The sequence below is a fragment of the Pseudomonas spelaei genome (assembly GCF_009724245.1).
Classification (GTDB): domain Bacteria; phylum Pseudomonadota; class Gammaproteobacteria; order Pseudomonadales; family Pseudomonadaceae; genus Aquipseudomonas; species Aquipseudomonas spelaei.
This window is the reverse complement of record NZ_WNNK01000009.1, coordinates 49,787-69,369: the sequence shown is the minus strand read 5'-3', so window position 1 is coordinate 69,369 and position 19,583 is coordinate 49,787. Positions and strand designations below refer to the sequence as shown.

The window sequence follows — 19,583 nt, the reverse complement described above, 5'->3', positions numbered from 1 at the left end:
CCATTGCCAATGTCCTCTGCATCACAGAATGCAAAAGTAGGAGCTTCCTTCATGTTCACTTCGCGTCGTTTGCTTGTTGTTGCTACGGCTGTTGCCTTGTTGTCCGGCTGTGCCTCGCCCAATCCTTATGATGGTAGCCAAGGGCAGGCAGATGGCGGCTCGCAAGGCATGAGCAAAACTGCCAAATACGGCGGCCTCGGCGCGCTGGCGGGGGCCTTGGCCGGTGCGGCCATTGACCATAACAACCGTGGTAAGGGCGCATTGATTGGCGCTGCTGTCGCCGGTATTGGTGCGGCAGGCTACGGCTACTACGCTGACAAGCAGGAAGCCGAGTTGCGGGCCAAGATGGCCAACACCGGCGTCGAGGTACAGCGTCAGGGCGATACGATCAAGTTGATCATGCCGGGCAATATCACCTTCGCCACGGATTCTGCCGCGATCGCCAGCAGCTTCTACACGCCACTGAACAACCTGGCGGGCTCCCTCAAGCAGTTCAACCAGAACACCATCCAGATCGTCGGTTATACCGACAGCACCGGCAGTCGCCAGCACAACATGGACCTGTCCCAGCGTCGTGCGCAGAGCGTTGCCACTTACCTGACTTCCCAGGGCGTCAGCCCGACCAACCTGAGTGCCCGCGGCGCCGGTCCGGATAACCCGATTGCCAGCAACGCTGACGTCAATGGTCGTGCCCAGAACCGTCGCGTAGAGGTCAATCTCGGCCCGATCCCTGGCCAGCAGTATCAGCAGCAAGGGCAGCAACAAGCGCCTCAGCAGAACAACGAGTTCCAAGGCAACCCGTACCAGCAGTACCAGTAAACACACGCCATAACGAAAAAGGGCGCCATGCATTGCATGGCGCCCTTTTTCGTTATGGCCGGCTACATCAGTCGATGTATTCGAACACTTTCACGATCTTCTGCACCCCGGACACACCCTGTACCAGGTTGGCCGCGCGGGTAGCTTCCGCCTGGGTCAGCAGGCCCATCATATAGACGATACCGTTATCGGTGACGACCTTGATCCGTGAGCTGGGAACAGCGCTGTCGGTCAGCATCTGCGTCTTGATCTTGGTGGTCAGCAAGGCATCGTTGCTGATTGCCAGCAGTGTGATGGGGTCCATTACCTGCAATTCGTTGTGGACTTTCTTGACCCGTTGAACGGTCGAGGCGGCCTGTTCAGCCTGGGCCTTCAGGTCGGCGCGCGGAGTTTGCCCGGCGAGCAGCACAACACCGTTAAAGCTGACGACCACGATGCGCGAGGCACCATTGCCCAGGTCCGGAGCGGCCTTGGAAACGTTGACGGAAACCTTGGTTTCGATCAGCGAGTCATCGATTTTGCTGCCGAAAGTACGGGTGCCTTTATCGTCCTGGATAGGCGTGTCGCGGCTCGCTTCGATCACCGAGCTGCAGCCGCTGATGCCGAGGCACAGCGTGAGGGCCAATAGGCTGAGGCGGTTAACGGTCATTCTTCACTCCCGAACAGTTGGCTGTCGATCAGATCGCACAGGCAGTGGATCGCCAGCAGGTGGACTTCCTGAATACGTGCGGTGACATTGGCCGGGACGCGAATCTCCACATCTTCGGGCAAGAGCAGCGAGGCCATGCCGCCGCCATCGCGTCCGGTCAATGCTACGACAATCATTTCCCGATCATGTGCGGCCTGGATCGCTTGAATAATGTTCGCCGAGTTGCCGCTGGTGGAAATCGCCAGCAGTACGTCACCCGGTTGACCAAGGGCGCGAATCTGTTTGGAGAAGATTTCGTTGTAGCTGTAGTCGTTGGCGATCGAAGTGATCGTTGACGAATCGGTGGTCAGGGCGATGGCCGGCAGGCTCGGGCGCTCACGCTCGAAGCGGTTGAGCAGCTCGGAGGAGAAGTGCTGGGCGTCACCGGCCGAACCGCCGTTGCCGCACGAAAGCATTTTGCCTTCGTTGAGCAGGGCGTTGACCATGACTTGGCTGGCTTGCTCGATGTGCGGTGCAAGTACGTCCATCGCCTGTTGCTTGGTATCAATGCTGGCCTGGAAAAGCTGGCGAATTCGGGATTGCATGTCCATCTGTGTGACCTTAAGTAGCGCGGCTGTTTGGCACAGGAATGTGCAGCCCGCAAAGCAAAGAGCAAAAGTGTGCGGTGAAGATGTCTGGCGAATCAGCTGTCAAAGGCATCTTTCAGCCAATTCAGATCAACTGTTCCAGACGGTGTGCTTTCCATGGCAACGACATCGAAACGGCAGGGGGAATCGGCCCAGCGACGATCGCTTTGCAGGAAAAACTGCGCGGCGAGTATCAGCTTTTGACGCTTGCGCCCGTCGATACTGGCGAGCGCGCCACCCCATTGTGCGTGTTTTCTGTAGCGGACTTCGACAAATACTACTGTATCGCCGTCAAGCATGACCAGATCAAGCTCGCCGCGTTTACATAACCAGTTCTGCGCCAAGAGGCGCAGACCTTGTTGTTGCAAGTGCTGGAGTGCTTGAAGTTCGGCATCCTTGCCGCTTTGTGCGCTTGACCGCTGGGGCATCAGCGCGGGGTATCAGGCAGGCGCTGGACCTGGCCACTGACAAACTGGGCCCATGGCAACTGGCGGTCGACCCGTTGGCTTGGGCTGATGCCCAGGCTGCCGGAGAGTCCGTCGATACGCGTGTCCGGCAGGGCCTTGAGTTGCCCCAGGCGCGGCGCCAGGCGGTAGGCATCAACGCCCATCGCGTACAGGCGACCCAGGCTGCCATTGGCTTGTGGCCACTGTGCAGCAACCTGGTTGCGCAGTGGATCAGTGGTGTTGAGCAGCCATGGTGTTTCGCAGAACAGAATGTTGTTCATGTCCAGGTACTGGTTCTTGTCGCCACTGGCGCTGAACACATGGGACGTCGCATACACCGGTACATCACCGGCGTATTGGAAGTTCAGCGTCGGCTTGATCTGCTGAGCCAGTTGCGGCGGTACAGCGAGGAAGATGAACTCAATGTCCTGGCGACGCGAAGGCTGCGCGGCGACATCCGTTCCCACGGTGCTTTGCAGGCTCTTGGCGCGACCTTCGCTCTGGCGTAGATGGAATAGATCGGCGATCTGTTGGGCCAGGGCTACCGGCTGGTCAACGTATTCAACGCCGACCACGGTGCCGCCATTGGCTTCCCAATCCTGGCGGAAGGCCTTGAATACACGCTCGCCCCATTCGCCTTTCGGCACCATGGCAGCTGCGCGGTGCAGGCCGTCGGCGCGCGCACGGCGCGACACCTCCCGCGCCTCGTCCTCGGCCGCGAGGCCGAACTGGAACAGTTGGGCCGGGCTCTGATCGGTCTCGCTGTAGTTCAGGGCCAGGGTGGTGATTGGCAATTGTGGGCGAGCGCTGAGTTGCTTGACCAGCGGCTTCTCCAGGGGACCGACCACCAGTTGCACACCGGCGGCTTGAGCCTTGGCGTAGAAGTCGTCAATAGAGGTCAGGCGCGAGCTGTCATAAAACTCGACCACTGGCGGTTTCTGCCCGGCTTGTTCAGCCTGGTAGTGAGCAGCCATGAAGCCTTCACGCAAGGCTTTGGCGACGTTGGCCAACGGGCCTTCCTGGGGCAGCAGCAGTGCGATCTTGTTCAAAGGCTGGCTGGCCAGCTCCTTGAGCTTGGTCAGGGGCACTGGCAGTTGCGAGGCGGCAGGGTGACCAGGGTTTTGCGCGCGCCAGGTGTCGATGGCAGCTTGCTGTTGTTCCAAGGTACCTGCGCTCTTGACCGCCAGGGCCAAGGTGATCCAGCCGTCGAGCGCCGGGTTGCCGGTAGCTTGCAGCTGTTCGGCAGGCAGTGCAGCAATCAACGCCCAGATGGCTTCATGGTTGCTGTTATAGGCGTCGCCGCTGAGCAGTGGGGCCATGGCGACGCGTTCGCGAGCAGCGGCCAGGGTCTGGCCGTCGGCCTCATAGGCACGGGCATGCACGGTGCCGGTACGGACCTGCTGTTCGGGCGGCAGCTCCTTCAGGCTTTGCAGGCTTGGATGATTCAGCGCCGCCAAGGCTGCCTTGGGCTGGTTGCGGGTCATCGCCAGTTCGGCCGCCAGGGTGCTGGCGAAAACCTGTGCCGCTGGCTTGAGGGTGTCCAGCGGGACTTGCGCAAGGATTTGCGCCGAACGTCCTGGATTTTTCTGATGGTAAGCCAGGTCTGCTGCGCTCAGGCGCAGCAAGGCAGCTTTTTCCGGCGTTTTAGCCGTGGTGGCCTGTTCGAGCAGTTGCTCGATACTGGCATCTGGAGTCCGTGGGAGGTCGCCAAGGCTGGACGAGGGCGAGCTGGCACAAGCCGCCAAAAGGGCAGCGAGGCAGAGGGCGGAGAGCAGCCGCAGGCAAGCGATCATGTAAGTGTTCCTGATACCGATCAAATTAGCGTGGAATTGTACCCAAGCACTGGCCGGGGCGCGATGTTGCTGGCGTAAAACCGTCTATTTAGGTCGTGCAAATGTTGCAATACCTGATAGATGACTGAAAAAGGTCTCAGCCCCAATGTCCTGTCTTCGAGGCGTCTACACGCTACAATGCGGCTTTTGCCAATCACCGAGGTGTGCGCTTTGACTGCTCCAGGTCCTTTGAATTCCACTGCAGGCTCGCTTTTTGTCGTGGCGACGCCCATTGGCAACCTGGACGATATCAGCGCGAGGGCGTTGAAGGTGTTGCGTGAGGCTAAATTGATCGCGGCTGAAGACACTCGGCACTCCCTGCGTTTATTGCAGCACTTTGGCATCACCACGCCATTGGCGGCTTGTCACGAGCACAACGAGCGTGAGGAGGGTAGCCGCTTTATTACGCGGTTACTCGCTGGCGACGATGTGGCACTGATCTCCGACGCCGGCACGCCACTGATTTCCGATCCTGGCTATCATTTGGTCCGTCAGGCGCGGGCCGCTGGTATCAATGTAGTGCCTGTTCCGGGGGCGTGCGCGCTGATTGCAGCGTTATCCGCTGCCGGCTTGCCGTCAGACCGCTTTATCTTCGAAGGCTTTCTGCCGGCCAAGGCTGTCGGGCGCCGTGCGCGCCTTGAGTTATTGAAAGAAGAGCCGCGCACGCTGATTTTCTACGAGGCGCCGCACCGTATCCTGGAGTGTTTGCAAGATATGGAGCTGGTATTTGGTGGTGAGCGCCTGGCGTTGCTGGCGCGCGAGCTGACTAAAACCTTCGAAACCCTCAAGGGCCTGCCGCTGGAAGAGCTACGGGCCTTCGTCGAAGGTGACAGCAATCAGCAGCGCGGCGAGTGCGTAGTGTTGGTGGCGGGCTGGTCGGCACCGGAGAGTGAGGATGCCGTGGGCAGCGAAGCCATGCGCGTCCTCGATTTGCTGCTCAAGGAAATGCCCCTCAAGCGGGCGGCTGCCTTGGCGGCGGAAATTACCGGTGTGCGTAAGAATGTGTTGTATCAGGCCGCACTGGATAAACAAAAGAGTGAATAGTTCCGCGCTTTAACCTGCGTCACGTCGGAACATGATGGCATTGTTGGCTTTTAAAGCTTGTCCTGAAAGCCACGTGCCGTTAATCTTCGCGGCGGAGAGTCGATTGGACAGTCGCTGCCCTCTATGAAAATTAGAGGGGGGAGGAAAGTCCGGGCTCCATAGGGCGAAGTGCCAGGTAATGCCTGGGGGGCGTGAGCCTACGGAAAGTGCCACAGAAAATAACCGCCTAAGCACTTCGGTGCCGGTAAGGGTGAAAAGGTGCGGTAAGAGCGCACCGCACGACTGGCAACAGTTCGTGGCTAGGTAAACCCCACTTGGAGCAAGACCAAATAGGGTTCCAAGGCGTGGCCCGCGCTGGAACCGGGTAGGTTGCTAAAGATGTCCAGTGATGGCCATCGTAGACGAATGACTGTTCAAGACAGAACCCGGCTTATAGATCGACTCTCCACCTTTTTCCTTCTGTCCGAATCTCGAGCAGAAACCAGGTAGTAACGCAAGAATCCCTCCCTGCCGAATCATTGGCAGATGTGTCTTCGTAATACCAAAAAAATCTTACTCTTAATAAATTACTTTAACTTTCAGCCCTAGCTCTTTGAGCTGGCTGTAGTTATTGAGTCAAAAATATCGCAAAACTGTCGTTTCTCCTCTGTTTACCTTCCTAAATCTCCGTTCTGTAAGGCTTTTCCTTTAATCCGCGCCTTGACGGTGTGGTGGGCGCATTCCTATAGTGTGCGCAAGTGGCGGAAAGTGGCATAAAGTGGGTTTTTTGAACGTAAAACGCTAAAATTTGGAGAAACGCACCTGTGTTTCGCGGAGCTAACGCTATCAGTCTCGATGCAAAAGGCCGTCTCGCCATGCCGAGCCGGTATCGTGACGAGCTGATTTCGCGAAGTTCCGGGCAGTTAATCATCACGATTGACGCCGTTGATCCTTGTTTATGTGTTTACCCGCTCGATGAATGGGAACTGATTGAAACCAAGTTGCGAGCCTTGCCTTCGTTGCGTGAAGAAAACCGTCGTTTGCAGCGTTTGCTGATTGGTAATGCCGTCGACCTCGAGCTCGATGGCAGTGGTCGTTTCCTGGTTCCGCCGCGTCTGCGCGAATACGCCAAGTTGGATAAGCGCGCGATGCTGGTAGGCCAACTGAACAAGTTCCAATTGTGGGACGAAGATGCCTGGGATGCTGTTTCTGCAGCGGACCTGGCTGCTATTCAACAACCGGGCGCCATGCCTGATGAACTGCGTGATTTGATCCTGTGACTATTGATAGCGGCTTTAACCACATCACCGTACTGCTTGACGAAGCCGTCGAGGCTCTCGCCGTACGCCCTGATGGCTGCTATTTGGATGGCACGTTCGGGCGCGGTGGGCACAGCCGGTTGATCCTCAGCCAACTCGGTTCCGACGGTAAACTCCTCGGGTTCGACAAAGACCCTCAAGCGATTGCCACCGGGCAAGCGCTGGCGGCCGAAGACGGCCGCTTTGTCGTTGTGCAGCGCAGCTTTGCCGAGCTGGGTGCTGAAGTCGCCGAGCGCGGTATGGCAGGCAAGGTGGCCGGGGTCTTGCTGGACCTGGGCGTGTCTTCGCCACAGCTGGACGATCCGGAGCGTGGCTTCAGTTTCATGAACGATGGCCCACTCGATATGCGCATGGACCCGAGCCGCGGCATCAGTGCCGCGCAGTTCATCGCCACCGCTCCCCATGAAGAAATTACCCGTGTATTCAAGGAATACGGCGAAGAGCGTTTCGCTGGCCGCATGGCGCGTGCCGTGGTCGAACGCCGGGAAATCCAGCCGTTCGAACGTACATCCGACCTGGCTGAAGTGCTGAAAGTCGCCAACCCGGCGTGGGAAAAGGGCAAGAACCCAGCTACCCGCGCATTCCAGGGCCTGCGTATTCACGTCAACAACGAATTGGGCGATCTGGAGGCTGGCCTCGAAGCCGCCCTGGAAGCGTTGGAAGTGGGCGGTCGCCTGGTAGTGATCAGCTTCCACTCCCTGGAAGACCGTATCGTCAAATTGTTCATGCGTCGTCTGGTCAAGGGTGAGTCCGACAATTTGCCGCGCAACCTGCCGGTACGTTTCGAAGCCTTTGTGCCAAAAATCAAAATCCATGGCAAAGCGCAGTTCGCCTCCGAGGCAGAGCTCAAGGCCAACCCGCGTGCCCGTAGTGCTGTCATGCGTGTTGCGGAGAAGTTGCGGTGAGTAAGCTCTTCGCCAAGCCCCTTCCGGGCGGTAGCTTCTTCATGATGCTGCTGTTTATCGGCGTTCTGGTGTCCGCGATTGGGGTGTCCTATAGCGCCCACTGGAACCGCCAGTTGCTCAATACCCTGTACGGGGAGCTGAGTGTGCGTGACAAGGCGCAGGCAGAGTGGGGCCGGTTGATCCTGGAGCAAAGCACCTGGACAGCCCACAGCCGTATCGAAATCCTGGCCACTGAACAGCTTAAAATGCACATTCCGGGCGCGGCCGAAGTCCGCATGGTGGCGCCATGATGAAACTCGAAGGGGCACTCTACCCATGGCGTTTCCGTGTGGTGCTGGGCTTGTTGGCACTGATGGTTGGCGCGATTGCCTGGCGGATTATTGACCTGCAAGTGGTCGACCGTGACTTCCTGATCGGCCAGGGCGATGCCCGCAGCCTGCGTCATATTCCGATTCCTGCGCACCGCGGCCTGATCACCGACCGCAACGGCGAGCCCCTGGCCGTCAGTACGCCGGTGACCACCCTGTGGGCCAACGCCAAGGAATTGCAGACCGCCAAGGACAAATGGCCGGAGCTTGCTGCCGCCTTGGGCCAGGATCCCAAAGCCCTGAGTGAACGTCTGGAAGCCCAGGCCAATAAAGAATTCATCTATCTGGTTCGCGGCCTGACCCCCGAGCAAGGCCAGATCGTGCTCGACCTTAAAGTCCCCGGTGTCTACGGCATCGAGGAGTTTCGGCGTTTCTATCCTGCAGGCGAAACCACTGCTCATATGGTGGGGTTCACCGACATCGACGATCACGGTCGCGAAGGTGTGGAACTGGCCTACGACGAGTGGCTGGCCGGTGTCCCAGGCAAACGGCAGGTCATCAAGGATCGGCGCGGCAGATTGATCAAGGATGTCCAGGTCACCAAAAACGCCAAGGCCGGCAAGCCCTTGGCGTTGTCGATTGACCTGCGCCTGCAATACCTGGCCAACCGCGAGCTGCGCAACGCGATCATCGAGAACGGCGCTAAAGCCGGCAGCCTGGTGATCATGGACGTGAAGACCGGTGAGATTCTTGCCATGGTCAACCAGCCAACCTACAACCCCAACAACCGCCGCAACTTGCAGCCGGCGATGATGCGCAACCGCGCCATGATCGACGTGTTCGAGCCGGGCTCGACCATGAAAGCTGTCTCCATGAGTGCAGCCCTGGAAACGGGGCGCTGGAAGCCCAGCGACAAGGTCGAGGTCTACCCGGGCACTCTGCAGTTGGGCAAGTACACCATTCGTGACGTATCCCGCAGCGAAGGCCCGGTGCTGGATTTGACCGGCATCCTGATCAACTCCAGTAACGTCGGCATGAGTAAGGTCGCCTTCGATATTGGCGGCGAAACCATTTACCGCCTGGCACAGAAAATCGGCCTGGGCCAACCCACCGGCCTGGACTTCCCGGGCGAGCGTGTTGGCAATCTGCCGAACTACCGCGATTGGAAAAAAGCCGAGACGGCGACCCTGTCCTACGGCTACGGCCTGTCGGTGACCGCGATCCAGTTGGTCCATGCATTTTCGGTGCTGGCCAACAACGGCAAGATGGTTCCGCTGAGTCTGATTCATGTTGACGAACCGCCGAAGGCCACCCAAGTCATTCCGGAAAACGTCGCCAAGACCATGCAGGGCATGTTGCAACAAGTGATTGAAGCGCCACGTGGTGTATTCCGTGCCCAGGTGCCGGCGTATCACGTGGCAGGCAAGTCTGGTACTGCACGTAAAACCGCCGTGGGTACTAAAGGCTACGCCGAGAACTCCTACCGTTCATTGTTCGCCGGCTTCGGCCCCATGAGTGATCCGCGCTACGCCATCGTCGTGGTCATTGACGAGCCGAGCAAGGCTGGCTACTTCGGTGGTCTGGTTTCGGCGCCGGTGTTCAGTAAAGTGATGTCGGGGACCTTGCGCCTGATGAACATCACGCCGGACAATCTGCCGCCTACCCAACAAGCGAACGCCGGACCGCCGGCCGCTGCTGTAAAAGCCAATGGAGGGCGCGGCTGATGTCTCTTAGCCTGAACAAGATTTTTGCCCACGCTGGCCGCGATCTGCTGATTCGCGAGTTGACCCTGGACAGCCGCAATGTGCGTGCCGGTGACCTGTTCCTGGCGGTGCCGGGCGGCAAGTTCGATGGTCGTGCCCATATCGCTGACGCTCTGCAACGTGGGGCGGCAGCCGTCGCCTATGAAGTCGAAGGCGCCACCGTACTGCCGATCACCGATGTACCGTTGATTCCGGTCAAGGGCTTGGCGGCGCAGCTGTCGGATATCGCCGGGCGCTTTTATGGTGACCCGAGCCGTACCCTGAACCTGATTGGCGTTACCGGTACCAACGGCAAGACCAGCGTGACCCAATTGGTCGCGCAGGCCCTTGACCTGCTGGGCCAGCACTGCGGCATCGTCGGTACCCTGGGCACTGGTTTCTACGGCGCGCTGCAAAGCGGCCTGCACACCACGCCCAACCCGATCGCCGTGCAGGCAACCCTGGCCGACCTGAAAAAGGCCGGTGCCAAGGCGGTTGCCATGGAGGTTTCCTCCCACGGTCTTGATCAAGGTCGCGTGACCGCCCTGGCATTCGACGTGGCGGTGATGACCAACCTGTCTCGCGATCACCTGGATTACCACGGCACCATGGAGGCCTACGCTGCCGCCAAGGCCAAGCTGTTTGCCTGGAATGACCTGAGCTGCCGGGTGGTGAACCTGGATGACGAATTCGGTCGGCAATTGGCTGCCCAGGAAAGCGAAGCGCGACTGATCAGCTACAGCCTGGAAGACGCCAGCGCGTACTTGTATTGCCGTAACGCCCAGTTTGATGATGAAGGCGTGCGCGCCACGCTGGTTACGCCTCAGGGCGAACACCACTTGCGCAGCACCTTGCTCGGTCGCTTCAACCTGAGCAACGTTCTCGCCGCCATCGGCGCGTTGCTCGGTCTGGATTACGCCCTGGACGAAATCCTCCGGGTCCTGCCAAAGCTTGAAGGCCCGGCCGGGCGGATGCAGCGCCTCGGTGGTGGCACACAGCCGTTGGTGGTGGTTGATTACGCCCACACTCCGGATGCCCTGGAAAAAGTCCTGCTGGCCCTGCGTCCTCACGCCAAAGGCAAGTTGCTGTGCCTGTTCGGCTGTGGCGGTGACCGCGACCGCGGCAAACGCCCCCTGATGGCAGAAATTGTCGAGCGCTTGGCGGACGGCGTGCTCGTGACTGACGATAACCCTCGTAGCGAAGCGCCGAGCCAGATTTTCGATGACATCCGCGCAGGTTTTGTCGACGCTTCGAAGGTGACCTTTGTTGCCGGTCGTGGCGCCGCCATTGCTCAACTGATCGCCAGCGCCAGTGCTGACGACGTGGTGGTATTGGCTGGTAAAGGTCACGAGGACTATCAGGAAATCAACGGCGAGCGCCATGACTTCTCCGATCTGGTCGAGGCTGATCACGCCTTGACCGCGTGGGAGGTGGCCCATGCTTAAGGCCCTGAAATTCAGCGAACTGACCGAAGCTTTGTCGGCACGCCTGTTGTCGAGCGATTGCAGCTTCAACGGCGTCAGCATCGACAGCCGGGCCATCAAGCCAGGGCAATTGTTCGTCGCGCTGGCCGGTCCGCGCTTCGACGGTCATGACTATCTCAATGATGTCGCCGCCAAAGGCGCGGTCGGTGCCTTGGTCCAGCGCGAAGTCGCGGATTCGGCATTGCCGCAATTGCTGGTGGCCGATACCCGTCTGGCCCTCGGCCAGTTGGGTGCCCTGAACCGTGCTGCCTACAGCAAGCCTGTTGCTGCGGTGACCGGTTCCAGCGGCAAAACCACGGTCAAGGAACTGCTTGCCGGTATCTTGCGCACGCGCGGGCCGGTGCTGGCTACCCGTGGCAACCTGAACAACGATTTCGGCGTCCCGCTGACCCTGCTGGAGCTGGCGCTTGAACACACGGCTGCCGTGATCGAACTGGGTGCGTCGCGTATCGGTGAAATTGCCTACACCGTGGCCATGACCAAACCCCACGTTACCGTGATCACCAACGCTGGCACCGCCCACGTTGGTGAGTTCGGCGGCCCGGAAAAAATCGTCGAAGCCAAGGGTGAAATCCTCGAAGGCCTCGACGCTTCCGGTACGGCGGTGCTGAACCTCGACGACAAGGCCTTCGAAACCTGGCGTGTACGCGCCGCCGGTCGCAAGGTCTTGAGCTTCTCGGTACATAACGCGGCAGCTGATTTCCACGCCTCGGCTATTGCCGTCGACGCCCGTGGCTGCCCGGCGTTCACCCTGCACACCCCACAAGGTGACGAGCGCGTTCAACTGAATTTGCTGGGTAACCATAACGTCGCCAATGCGCTGGCTGCCGCTGCCGCCGCTCATGTTCTGGGTGTGTCGCTGTTCGGCATCGCCACCGGCCTGGGCGCGGTGCAACCGGTCAAGGGCCGCACCGTGGCGCAGTTGGCGACCAATGGCATGCGCGTCATCGACGACACCTACAACGCCAACCAGTCCTCGATCTGTGCCGCCGTCGACCTGCTGACCGGTTTTACCGGTCGCAAGGTGCTGGTGCTGGGCGATATCGCCGAACTGGGTGACTGGGCCGAACAAGCTCACCGTGAAGTCGGTAGCTATGCCGTCGGCAAGGTCGATGCGCTTTACGCCGTGGGCTCGAACATGGTCCACGCGGTGAAAGCGTTCGGCCCCGGCGCGCAGCACTTCGCCAGCCAGGCCGAGCTGATCCAGGCGCTGGGCGCGGCTGAACAAGACAAACACACCACTATTTTGATCAAGGGATCGCGCAGCGCGGTGATGGAAAACGTCGTCGCGGCCTTGTGTGGCTCAAGTACGGAGAAACATTAATGCTGCTGCTGCTGGCTGAGTATCTGCAACAGTTCTACAAAGGCTTCGCGGTCTTTCAGTACCTGACCCTGCGCGGGATTCTGGGTGTGCTGACCGCGCTGTCGTTGTCGCTGTTTCTGGGGCCATGGATGATCCGTACTCTGCAAAACCTGCAGATTGGCCAGTCTGTGCGTAATGACGGCCCGCAGTCGCACCTGTCCAAGTCCGGCACCCCGACCATGGGCGGTGCGCTGATCCTGTCGTCCATCGGCATCAGCACCTTGCTCTGGGCGGACCTGCATAACCGCTATGTCTGGACCGTGCTGCTGGTGACTCTGCTGTTCGGTGCCATCGGCTGGGTCGACGATTACCGCAAAGTGATCGAGAAGAACTCCAAGGGGCTGCCAAGCCGCTGGAAGTATTTCTGGCAATCGGTGTTCGGCCTCGGCGCAGCGATCTTCCTTTATATGACTGCGCCAAGTGCGGTGGAAACCACCCTGATCCTGCCAATGCTCAAGGATGCCAGCATCCCGTTGGGCGTTGGCTTTGTGGTGCTGACCTACTTCGTGATCGTCGGCTCCAGCAACGCGGTCAACCTGACCGATGGCCTCGACGGCCTGGCGATCATGCCAACGGTGATGGTAGGCGGTGCACTGGGCATCTTCTGCTACCTGTCGGGTAACGTGAAGTTCGCGGAATACCTGTTGATCCCATACGTACCGGGCGCAGGTGAGCTGATCGTGTTCTGCGGCGCGCTGATCGGTGCCGGCCTCGGCTTCCTGTGGTTCAACACGTATCCAGCACAAGTTTTCATGGGCGACGTCGGCGCACTGGCGCTCGGCGCGGCTCTGGGCACCATCGCGGTAATCGTCCGTCAGGAAATCGTCCTGTTCATCATGGGCGGTGTGTTCGTGATGGAGACCCTGTCGGTGGTCATCCAAGTGGCCTCCTTCAAGTTGACCGGTCGCCGTGTGTTTCGCATGGCGCCGATTCACCACCACTTTGAACTCAAGGGCTGGCCCGAGCCGCGCGTGATTGTCCGTTTCTGGATCATCACCGTGATTCTGGTCCTGGTCGGCCTTGCCACCCTGAAACTGAGGTAGAAACGAGTGTCCTTGATCGCTTCTGACCACTTCCGCATCGTTGTCGGCCTCGGCAAGAGCGGCATGTCCCTGGTTCGCTTCCTGGCGAACCGGGGCACGTCGTTCGCTGTGGCTGATACGCGGGAAAATCCACCGGAGCTGGTCACGCTGCGCCGTGACTACCCGCATGTGGAAGTGCGTTGTGGCGAGCTGGATGTCGACTTCCTCTGCCGTGCCGATGAGCTCTACGTGAGTCCCGGCCTGGCGTTGGCAACACCGGCCCTGCAAGCCGCGGCTGCTCGTGGTGTGAAACTCTCCGGTGATATCGATCTGTTCGCGCGTAACGCGAAAGCGCCGATTGTGGCTATCAGCGGCTCCAACGCGAAAAGCACCGTCACCACGCTCGTTGGCGAGATGGCGGCGGCTGCCGGCAAACGTGTGGCGGTGGGCGGTAACCTCGGTACCCCGGCGTTGGATCTGCTTCGCGACGACGTCGATCTGTACGTGATGGAGTTGTCGAGCTTCCAGCTGGAAACCACCAACCAACTCAACGCCGAAGTGGCCACCGTATTGAATGTCAGCGAAGACCATATGGATCGCTACAGCGGCCTGCCGGCTTATCACCTGGCCAAGCACCGGATCTTCCGTGGTGCGCGGCAAGTGGTGGTCAATCGCCAGGATGCCCTGAGCCGTCCGCTGATGGGCGAAGGCCTGCCGTGCTGGACCTTCGGCTTGAGCAAGCCAGACTTCAAGGCCTTCGGTATTCGTGAAGAGAACGGCGAGAAATACCTGGCCTTCGAATTCCAGAACCTGATGCCGGTGCGTGAACTGAAAATCCGTGGCGCCCATAACCAGTCCAATGCCCTGGCGGCACTGGCCCTCGGTCATGCTGCGGGCTTGCCGTTCGACGCGATGCTCTCGAGCCTGCGCACTTTTGCCGGCCTTGAACACCGCTGCCAGTGGGTACGTGACCTGGATGGCGTCAGCTATTACAACGACTCCAAGGCCACTAACGTGGGTGCCGCATTGGCTGCTATTGAAGGTCTCGGTGCCGACATCGAAGGCAAGGTAGTGCTGATCGCCGGTGGCGACGGCAAGGGTGCTGACTTCAAGGACCTTAAAGGTCCAGTCGCGGCCAACTGCCGTGCCGTGGTGCTGATGGGGCGTGATTCCGGTTTGATCGCCGATGCCCTGGGCGACTCGGTGCAACAGGTTCGTGCGCAATCGTTGGATGAAGCCATTGCTCAATGCCGGGCCGTGGCCCAGCCAGGTGATGCAGTGCTGCTGTCGCCAGCGTGCGCCAGCTTCGACATGTTCAAGAACTACGAAGAGCGCGGCCAGCTGTTCGCTCGCGCCGTGGAGGCCTTGGCATGAGTATCGACTTCAAAAATATCATCAAGCCTTACCCGTCGCCGATCATTACCGGGCGCGGTATCGACCTCGATTTCCCGATGCTCGCCGGTTGCCTCGCGCTGCTGGGCCTGGGCCTGGTGATGATTACCTCGGCGTCCTCGGAAGTGGCCGCCGTGCAGTCGGGCAACACGCTGTACATGATGATCCGTCACCTGGTTTACCTGGTAATCGGCTTGGGCGCGTGCATCGTCACCATGATGATTCCGATCGCCACCTGGCAGCGCCTGGGTTGGCTGATGCTGATCGGTGCCTTTGGCTTGCTGATCATGGTGATCCTGCCGGGCATCGGCCGTGAGGTGAACGGTTCGATGCGCTGGATTGGCTTCGGTGCATTCAACGTGCAGCCATCGGAAATCGCCAAGGTGTTTGTGGTGATCTACCTCGCGGGTTACCTGGTGCGTCGGCAGAAAGAAGTACGTGAAAGCTGGATGGGCTTCTTCAAGCCGTTCATCGTGCTGCTGCCGATGGCTGGCCTGTTGCTCATGGAACCGGACTTCGGTGCCACCGTTGTGATGATGGGCGCCGCCGCGGCAATGCTATTCCTCGGTGGTGTGGGCTTGTTCCGCTTTGCCTTGATGGTGGGGCTGGCAGTGGCGGCCGTGACGATCCTGGTCCAGGCGCAACCCTACCGGATGGCCCGTCTGATCACCTTTACCGACCCCTGGTCCGACCAGTTCGGTTCCGGCTACCAGTTGACCCAGGCCTTGATCGCCTTCGGTCGTGGTGAGTGGTTGGGTGTGGGCCTGGGCAACAGCGTGCAGAAGCAGTTCTACCTGCCGGAAGCCCACACGGACTTCGTGTTCTCGGTGCTCGCCGAAGAGCTGGGCGTGGTCGGCTCCCTGTGCACCGTCGCACTGTTCGTGTTTGTCTGCGTGCGGGCCATGTATATCGGTTTGTGGGCCGAGAAGGCCAAACAGTTCTTCGCCGCTTATGTGGCTTATGGCTTGGCGTTCCTGTGGATCGGCCAGTTCCTGATCAACATCGGGGTGAACGTCGGCCTGTTGCCGACCAAGGGCCTGACTTTGCCGTTCCTCAGTTACGGCGGCAGTTCGTTGGTGATTTGCTGCGCCTGTCTCGGGTTGCTGCTGCGTATCGAGTGGGAGAGTCGCACCCACCTGGGCAGTGAAGAGATGGAGTTCAGCGAAAGCGACTTCGCCGAGGAGCCGAACCATGGGCGCTAACGTGCTGATCATGGCGGGCGGCACCGGTGGCCACGTGTTCCCGGCGCTGGCCTGTGCCCGTGAATTCCAGGCCCGTGGCTACACGGTGCATTGGTTGGGTACGCCCCGCGGTATTGAAAATGAATTGGTACCGAATGCCGGCTTGCCGCTGCATTTGATCAACGTCACTGGCCTGCGGGGCAAGAGCAAGTTGTCTCTGCTCAAGGCGCCGTTCGTGCTGGTCAAGGCTGTGTTGCAGGCGCGCAAAGTCATTCGTGAACTGAAGCCGGTCTGTGTGTTGGGCTTTGGTGGTTATGTGACAGGTCCCGGTGGTGTCGCCGCCAGGCTCGCGGGCGTGCCGGTGATTGTCCACGAACAGAATGCCGTTGCCGGAACCGCCAATCGCCTGCTGGTACCGTTGGCTGCCCGGGTGTGCGAAGCGTTCCCCAACACGTTTGGCCCGTCGGACAAACTCCGTACCACCGGCAACCCGGTGCGTACCGAACTGTTCATGGCCATCGCGCGCCAGGCGCTGATCGGTCGCAAGCCACACTTGCTGATCCTCGGTGGAAGCCTCGGTGCTGAACCGTTGAACAAGTTGCTGCCTGAAGCCCTGTCGCAGCTTCCTCTGGAACTGCGTCCCGAGGTGTTCCATCAAGCCGGTAAGAACCACGATGAAGTGACCGCCGAACGCTATCGCGCCGCCGGGGTTGAAGCCAACGTGCAGCCCTTCATCAAAGACATGGCCCATGCCTATGGCTGGGCCGACCTGGTGGTCTGTCGCGCAGGTGCGTTGACCGTCAGTGAACTGGCCGCCGCCGGTCTGCCGTCCTTGCTGGTGCCTTTGCCCCACGCCATCGACGATCACCAGACCCGCAACGCCGAATATTTGGCCGGGGAGGGCGCTGCCTTCCTGCTGCCGCAAAGAACGACTGGCGCCGCCGATTTGGCCGCACGCCTGACTGAGGTTTTGATGCAACCGGAACGACTGAACAGCATGGCGAGCACCGCAAGCCGCCTGGCCAAACCTGACGCCACCCGCACCGTGGTCGATATCTGCCTGGAGGTGGCCCATGGTTGAGAATCAGAAAGCCATGCCGCAACCGGAAATGCGCCGCATCCGTCGCATCCACTTTGTCGGGATCGGCGGTGTGGGGATGTGCGGGATTGCCGAAGTGCTGCTGAACCTGGGTTACCAGGTGTCTGGCTCCGACCTGAAAATGTCGCCGGTCACCGAGCGCCTGGAGTCTTTCGGTGCGCAGATCTTTATCGGTCACCGTGCCGAGAACGCCGCTCAGGCCGATGTGCTGGTAGTTTCCAGCGCCGTGAACACGTCCAACCCGGAAGTGGCCACTGCCCTTGAGCGCCGTATTCCTGTGGTACCTCGCGCCGAGATGCTGGCCGAGCTGATGCGCTACCGCCATGGCATTGCCGTCGCCGGTACCCACGGCAAGACCACCACCACCAGCCTGATCGCCTCGGTGTTCGCCGCCGGCGGCCTGGACCCGACGTTCGTGATCGGTGGCCGGCTGAATGCAGCAGGCACCAATGCACAGTTGGGCACCAGCCGCTACCTGATCGCCGAAGCCGATGAAAGCGACGCCAGCTTCCTGCACCTGCAGCCGCTGGTGGCCGTGGTCACCAACATCGACGCCGATCACATGGCGACCTACGACGGTGACTTCAATAAGTTGAAGAAAACCTTCGTCGAATTCCTCCACAACCTGCCGTTCTACGGTCTGGCGGTGGTGTGCCTGGACGATCCGGTGGTGCGTGAGATCCTGCCACTGGTCAAGCGTCCGACCGTGACCTACGGCTTCAGCGAAGACGCCGACGTGCGCGCCATCAATGTTCGCCAGCAAGGCATGCAGACCTTCTTCACCGTGCTGCGCCCTGACCGTGAACCGCTGGACGTCTCGGTGAACATGCCGGGCAACCACAACGTGCTCAACTCCCTGGCGACCATTTGCATTGCCACCGATGAGGGCGTCAGTGATGAAGCCATCGTTGAAGGCCTGTCGGGCTTTGCCGGCGTGGGCCGGCGCTTCCAGGTCTACGGCGAACTGCCGGTGGACGGCGGCAACGTGATGCTGGTGGATGACTACGGTCATCACCCGACTGAAGTCGCCGCCGTGATCAAGGCCGTACGCGGTGGCTGGCCGGAGCGCCGCCTGGTGATGGTTTACCAGCCGCACCGCTACAGCCGCACCCGCGACCTGTACGACGATTTCGTCAATGTACTGGCCGATGCCAACGTCTTGCTGCTGATGGAAGTCTACCCGGCCGGTGAGGAGCCGATCCCGGGCGCCGACAGCCGCAAGCTGTGCAACAGCATCCGTCAGCGCGGTCAATTGGACCCGATCTACATCGAGCGTGGTGTCGACCTCGCGCCCGTGGTCAAGCCATTGCTGCGCGCCGGTGACATCCTGCTGTGCCAGGGCGCCGGCGATATCGGTGGCCTTGCCCCAAAACTGCTGGCAAGCCCGTTGTTTGCCGCACCACAGGGGAAGTCGAAATGACCACTGACTACGGCTCCCTGTTTTCCACGATCAAGCCTGCCGATTTCGGTCGCGTTGCGGTGCTGTTCGGCGGCAAGAGTGCCGAGCGTGAAGTGTCGCTAAAGTCCGGCAATGCCGTGCTGGATGCGCTGCTCAGCGGTGGCGTGAATGCATTCGGCATCGACGTGGGCGATGACTTCCTGTCGCGCTTGCAGGCCGAAAAAATCGATCGTGCCTTCGTCATTCTTCACGGCCGTGGCGGTGAAGACGGCAGCATGCAGGGCCTGCTGGAGTGCCTGGGCATTCCTTATACCGGCAGTGGCATCCTGGCCTCGGCGCTGGCGATGGACAAGCTGCGTACCAAGCAGGTCTGGCACAGCCTGGGCATTCCGACCCCGCGTCATGCCGTGCTGTGCAGCGAAGACGATTGTATTTCTGCAGCCAAGGAACTGGGCTTGCCTTTGATCGTCAAACCAGCCCATGAAGGCTCCAGTATCGGCATGGCCAAAGTGAACTCGGCCGCCGAATTGATTGACGCATGGAAAGCGGCCAGTACCTACGATTCGCAAGTGTTGGTGGAACAGTGGATTTCCGGTCCCGAGTACACCATCGCAACCCTGCGTGGTCAGGTATTACCGCCTATCGCTTTGGGCACGCCCCATACCTTTTATGACTACGACGCCAAGTACCTGGCTTCTGATACCCAGTATCGGATCCCGTGCGGCCTCGACAGTGCCAAGGAACAGGAATTGATGGACCTCACGGCGAAAGCCTGTGAGGCGCTGGGTATCGCCGGTTGGGCGCGGGCAGACGTGATGCAGGATGACCAAGGGAATTTCTGGTTCCTTGAAGTCAACACCGCACCGGGGATGACCGATCACAGCCTGGTACCTATGGCTGCACGCGCAGCCGGATTGGATTTCCAGCAGTTGGTGCTGGCCATTCTGGCAGCCAGTATTGAGCCTCGAGGTTAA

Annotated in this window: 18 protein-coding genes and 1 other RNA gene; 15 read left to right on the top strand and 4 right to left on the bottom strand. The window is 60.1% G+C overall.

The window, feature by feature from the left end; genetic code table 11:
* The first annotated feature begins 51 nt into the window (after positions 1-51).
* Entirely contained in the window at positions 52-819 is a 768-nt protein-coding gene (locus GNF76_RS12495) for a YiaD family glycine zipper/OmpA-like lipoprotein (RefSeq protein WP_155583460.1), read from the top strand.
* A 67-nt stretch (positions 820-886) separates the two neighbouring features.
* Here the strand turns inward: GNF76_RS12495 and GNF76_RS12490 are convergent, their stop codons facing one another.
* The 4 genes from GNF76_RS12490 to GNF76_RS12475 form a co-directional block, all read right to left on the bottom strand.
* Positions 887-1,468, bottom strand: a complete 582-nt coding sequence (locus GNF76_RS12490) for a BON domain-containing protein (protein ID WP_155583459.1) — start codon at positions 1,466-1,468, stop codon at positions 887-889.
* Entirely contained in the window at positions 1,465-2,058 is a 594-nt protein-coding gene (locus tag GNF76_RS12485; protein WP_007904374.1) for a phosphoheptose isomerase, read from the bottom strand. The genes GNF76_RS12490 and GNF76_RS12485 overlap by 4 nt, the downstream gene beginning before the upstream one ends.
* Positions 2,059-2,150: 92 nt before the next feature.
* Positions 2,151-2,522, bottom strand: coding sequence for a YraN family protein (locus GNF76_RS12480; RefSeq protein WP_155583458.1), 372 nt, complete (start codon positions 2,520-2,522; stop codon positions 2,151-2,153).
* A complete protein-coding gene (locus tag GNF76_RS12475; RefSeq protein ID WP_155583457.1) occupies positions 2,522-4,333 on the bottom strand; it encodes a penicillin-binding protein activator in 1,812 nt (603 codons plus the stop codon). The genes GNF76_RS12480 and GNF76_RS12475 overlap by 1 nt, the downstream gene beginning before the upstream one ends.
* A gap of 177 nt (positions 4,334-4,510) precedes the next feature.
* On the opposite strand from GNF76_RS12475, the gene rsmI reads away from it, so the two are divergent.
* The 14 genes from rsmI (at position 4,511) to GNF76_RS12405 (ending at position 19,583) form a co-directional block, all read left to right on the top strand.
* On the top strand, positions 4,511-5,416 hold the full coding sequence (rsmI, locus tag GNF76_RS12470) for a 16S rRNA (cytidine(1402)-2'-O)-methyltransferase (protein ID WP_178123308.1): 906 nt from the start codon (positions 4,511-4,513) through the stop codon (positions 5,414-5,416).
* Between the two features lie 95 nt (positions 5,417-5,511).
* An RNA gene (gene rnpB, locus GNF76_RS12465) (RNase P RNA component class A) lies at positions 5,512-5,865 on the top strand.
* Between the two features lie 354 nt (positions 5,866-6,219).
* Positions 6,220-6,675 (top strand): division/cell wall cluster transcriptional repressor MraZ, encoded by a 456-nt coding sequence (gene mraZ, locus GNF76_RS12460; RefSeq protein WP_003171868.1) that lies wholly within the window; start codon positions 6,220-6,222, stop codon positions 6,673-6,675.
* Complete coding sequence (rsmH, locus tag GNF76_RS12455; protein WP_379652628.1) at positions 6,672-7,619, top strand: 16S rRNA (cytosine(1402)-N(4))-methyltransferase RsmH; 948 nt, start codon at positions 6,672-6,674, stop codon at positions 7,617-7,619. Before mraZ ends, rsmH begins: the two co-directional genes overlap by 4 nt.
* Positions 7,616-7,909, top strand: coding sequence for a cell division protein FtsL (ftsL, locus tag GNF76_RS12450; protein ID WP_178123307.1), 294 nt, complete (start codon positions 7,616-7,618; stop codon positions 7,907-7,909). Before rsmH ends, ftsL begins: the two co-directional genes overlap by 4 nt.
* Complete coding sequence (locus GNF76_RS12445) at positions 7,909-9,651, top strand: peptidoglycan D,D-transpeptidase FtsI family protein (protein WP_178123319.1); 1,743 nt, start codon at positions 7,909-7,911, stop codon at positions 9,649-9,651. Before ftsL ends, GNF76_RS12445 begins: the two co-directional genes overlap by 1 nt.
* Complete coding sequence (locus GNF76_RS12440) at positions 9,651-11,114, top strand: UDP-N-acetylmuramoyl-L-alanyl-D-glutamate--2,6-diaminopimelate ligase (RefSeq protein ID WP_155583454.1); 1,464 nt, start codon at positions 9,651-9,653, stop codon at positions 11,112-11,114. The genes GNF76_RS12445 and GNF76_RS12440 overlap by 1 nt, the downstream gene beginning before the upstream one ends.
* A complete protein-coding gene (locus GNF76_RS12435; RefSeq protein ID WP_155583453.1) occupies positions 11,107-12,477 on the top strand; it encodes a UDP-N-acetylmuramoyl-tripeptide--D-alanyl-D-alanine ligase in 1,371 nt (456 codons plus the stop codon). The genes GNF76_RS12440 and GNF76_RS12435 overlap by 8 nt, the downstream gene beginning before the upstream one ends.
* Entirely contained in the window at positions 12,477-13,559 is a 1,083-nt protein-coding gene (gene mraY / locus GNF76_RS12430) for a phospho-N-acetylmuramoyl-pentapeptide-transferase (RefSeq protein ID WP_155583452.1), read from the top strand. The genes GNF76_RS12435 and mraY overlap by 1 nt, the downstream gene beginning before the upstream one ends.
* Before the next feature lie 6 nt (positions 13,560-13,565).
* Positions 13,566-14,912, top strand: a complete 1,347-nt coding sequence (gene murD, locus GNF76_RS12425; protein ID WP_178123306.1) for a UDP-N-acetylmuramoyl-L-alanine--D-glutamate ligase — start codon at positions 13,566-13,568, stop codon at positions 14,910-14,912.
* Positions 14,909-16,132, top strand: a complete 1,224-nt coding sequence (gene ftsW, locus GNF76_RS12420) for a putative lipid II flippase FtsW (RefSeq protein ID WP_155583450.1) — start codon at positions 14,909-14,911, stop codon at positions 16,130-16,132. The genes murD and ftsW overlap by 4 nt, the downstream gene beginning before the upstream one ends.
* On the top strand, positions 16,122-17,192 hold the full coding sequence (murG, locus tag GNF76_RS12415) for an undecaprenyldiphospho-muramoylpentapeptide beta-N-acetylglucosaminyltransferase (protein WP_155583449.1): 1,071 nt from the start codon (positions 16,122-16,124) through the stop codon (positions 17,190-17,192). Before ftsW ends, murG begins: the two co-directional genes overlap by 11 nt.
* Positions 17,185-18,630 (top strand): UDP-N-acetylmuramate--L-alanine ligase, encoded by a 1,446-nt coding sequence (murC, locus tag GNF76_RS12410; protein WP_155583448.1) that lies wholly within the window; start codon positions 17,185-17,187, stop codon positions 18,628-18,630. Before murG ends, murC begins: the two co-directional genes overlap by 8 nt.
* Entirely contained in the window at positions 18,627-19,583 is a 957-nt protein-coding gene (locus GNF76_RS12405) for a D-alanine--D-alanine ligase (RefSeq protein ID WP_155583447.1), read from the top strand. The genes murC and GNF76_RS12405 overlap by 4 nt, the downstream gene beginning before the upstream one ends.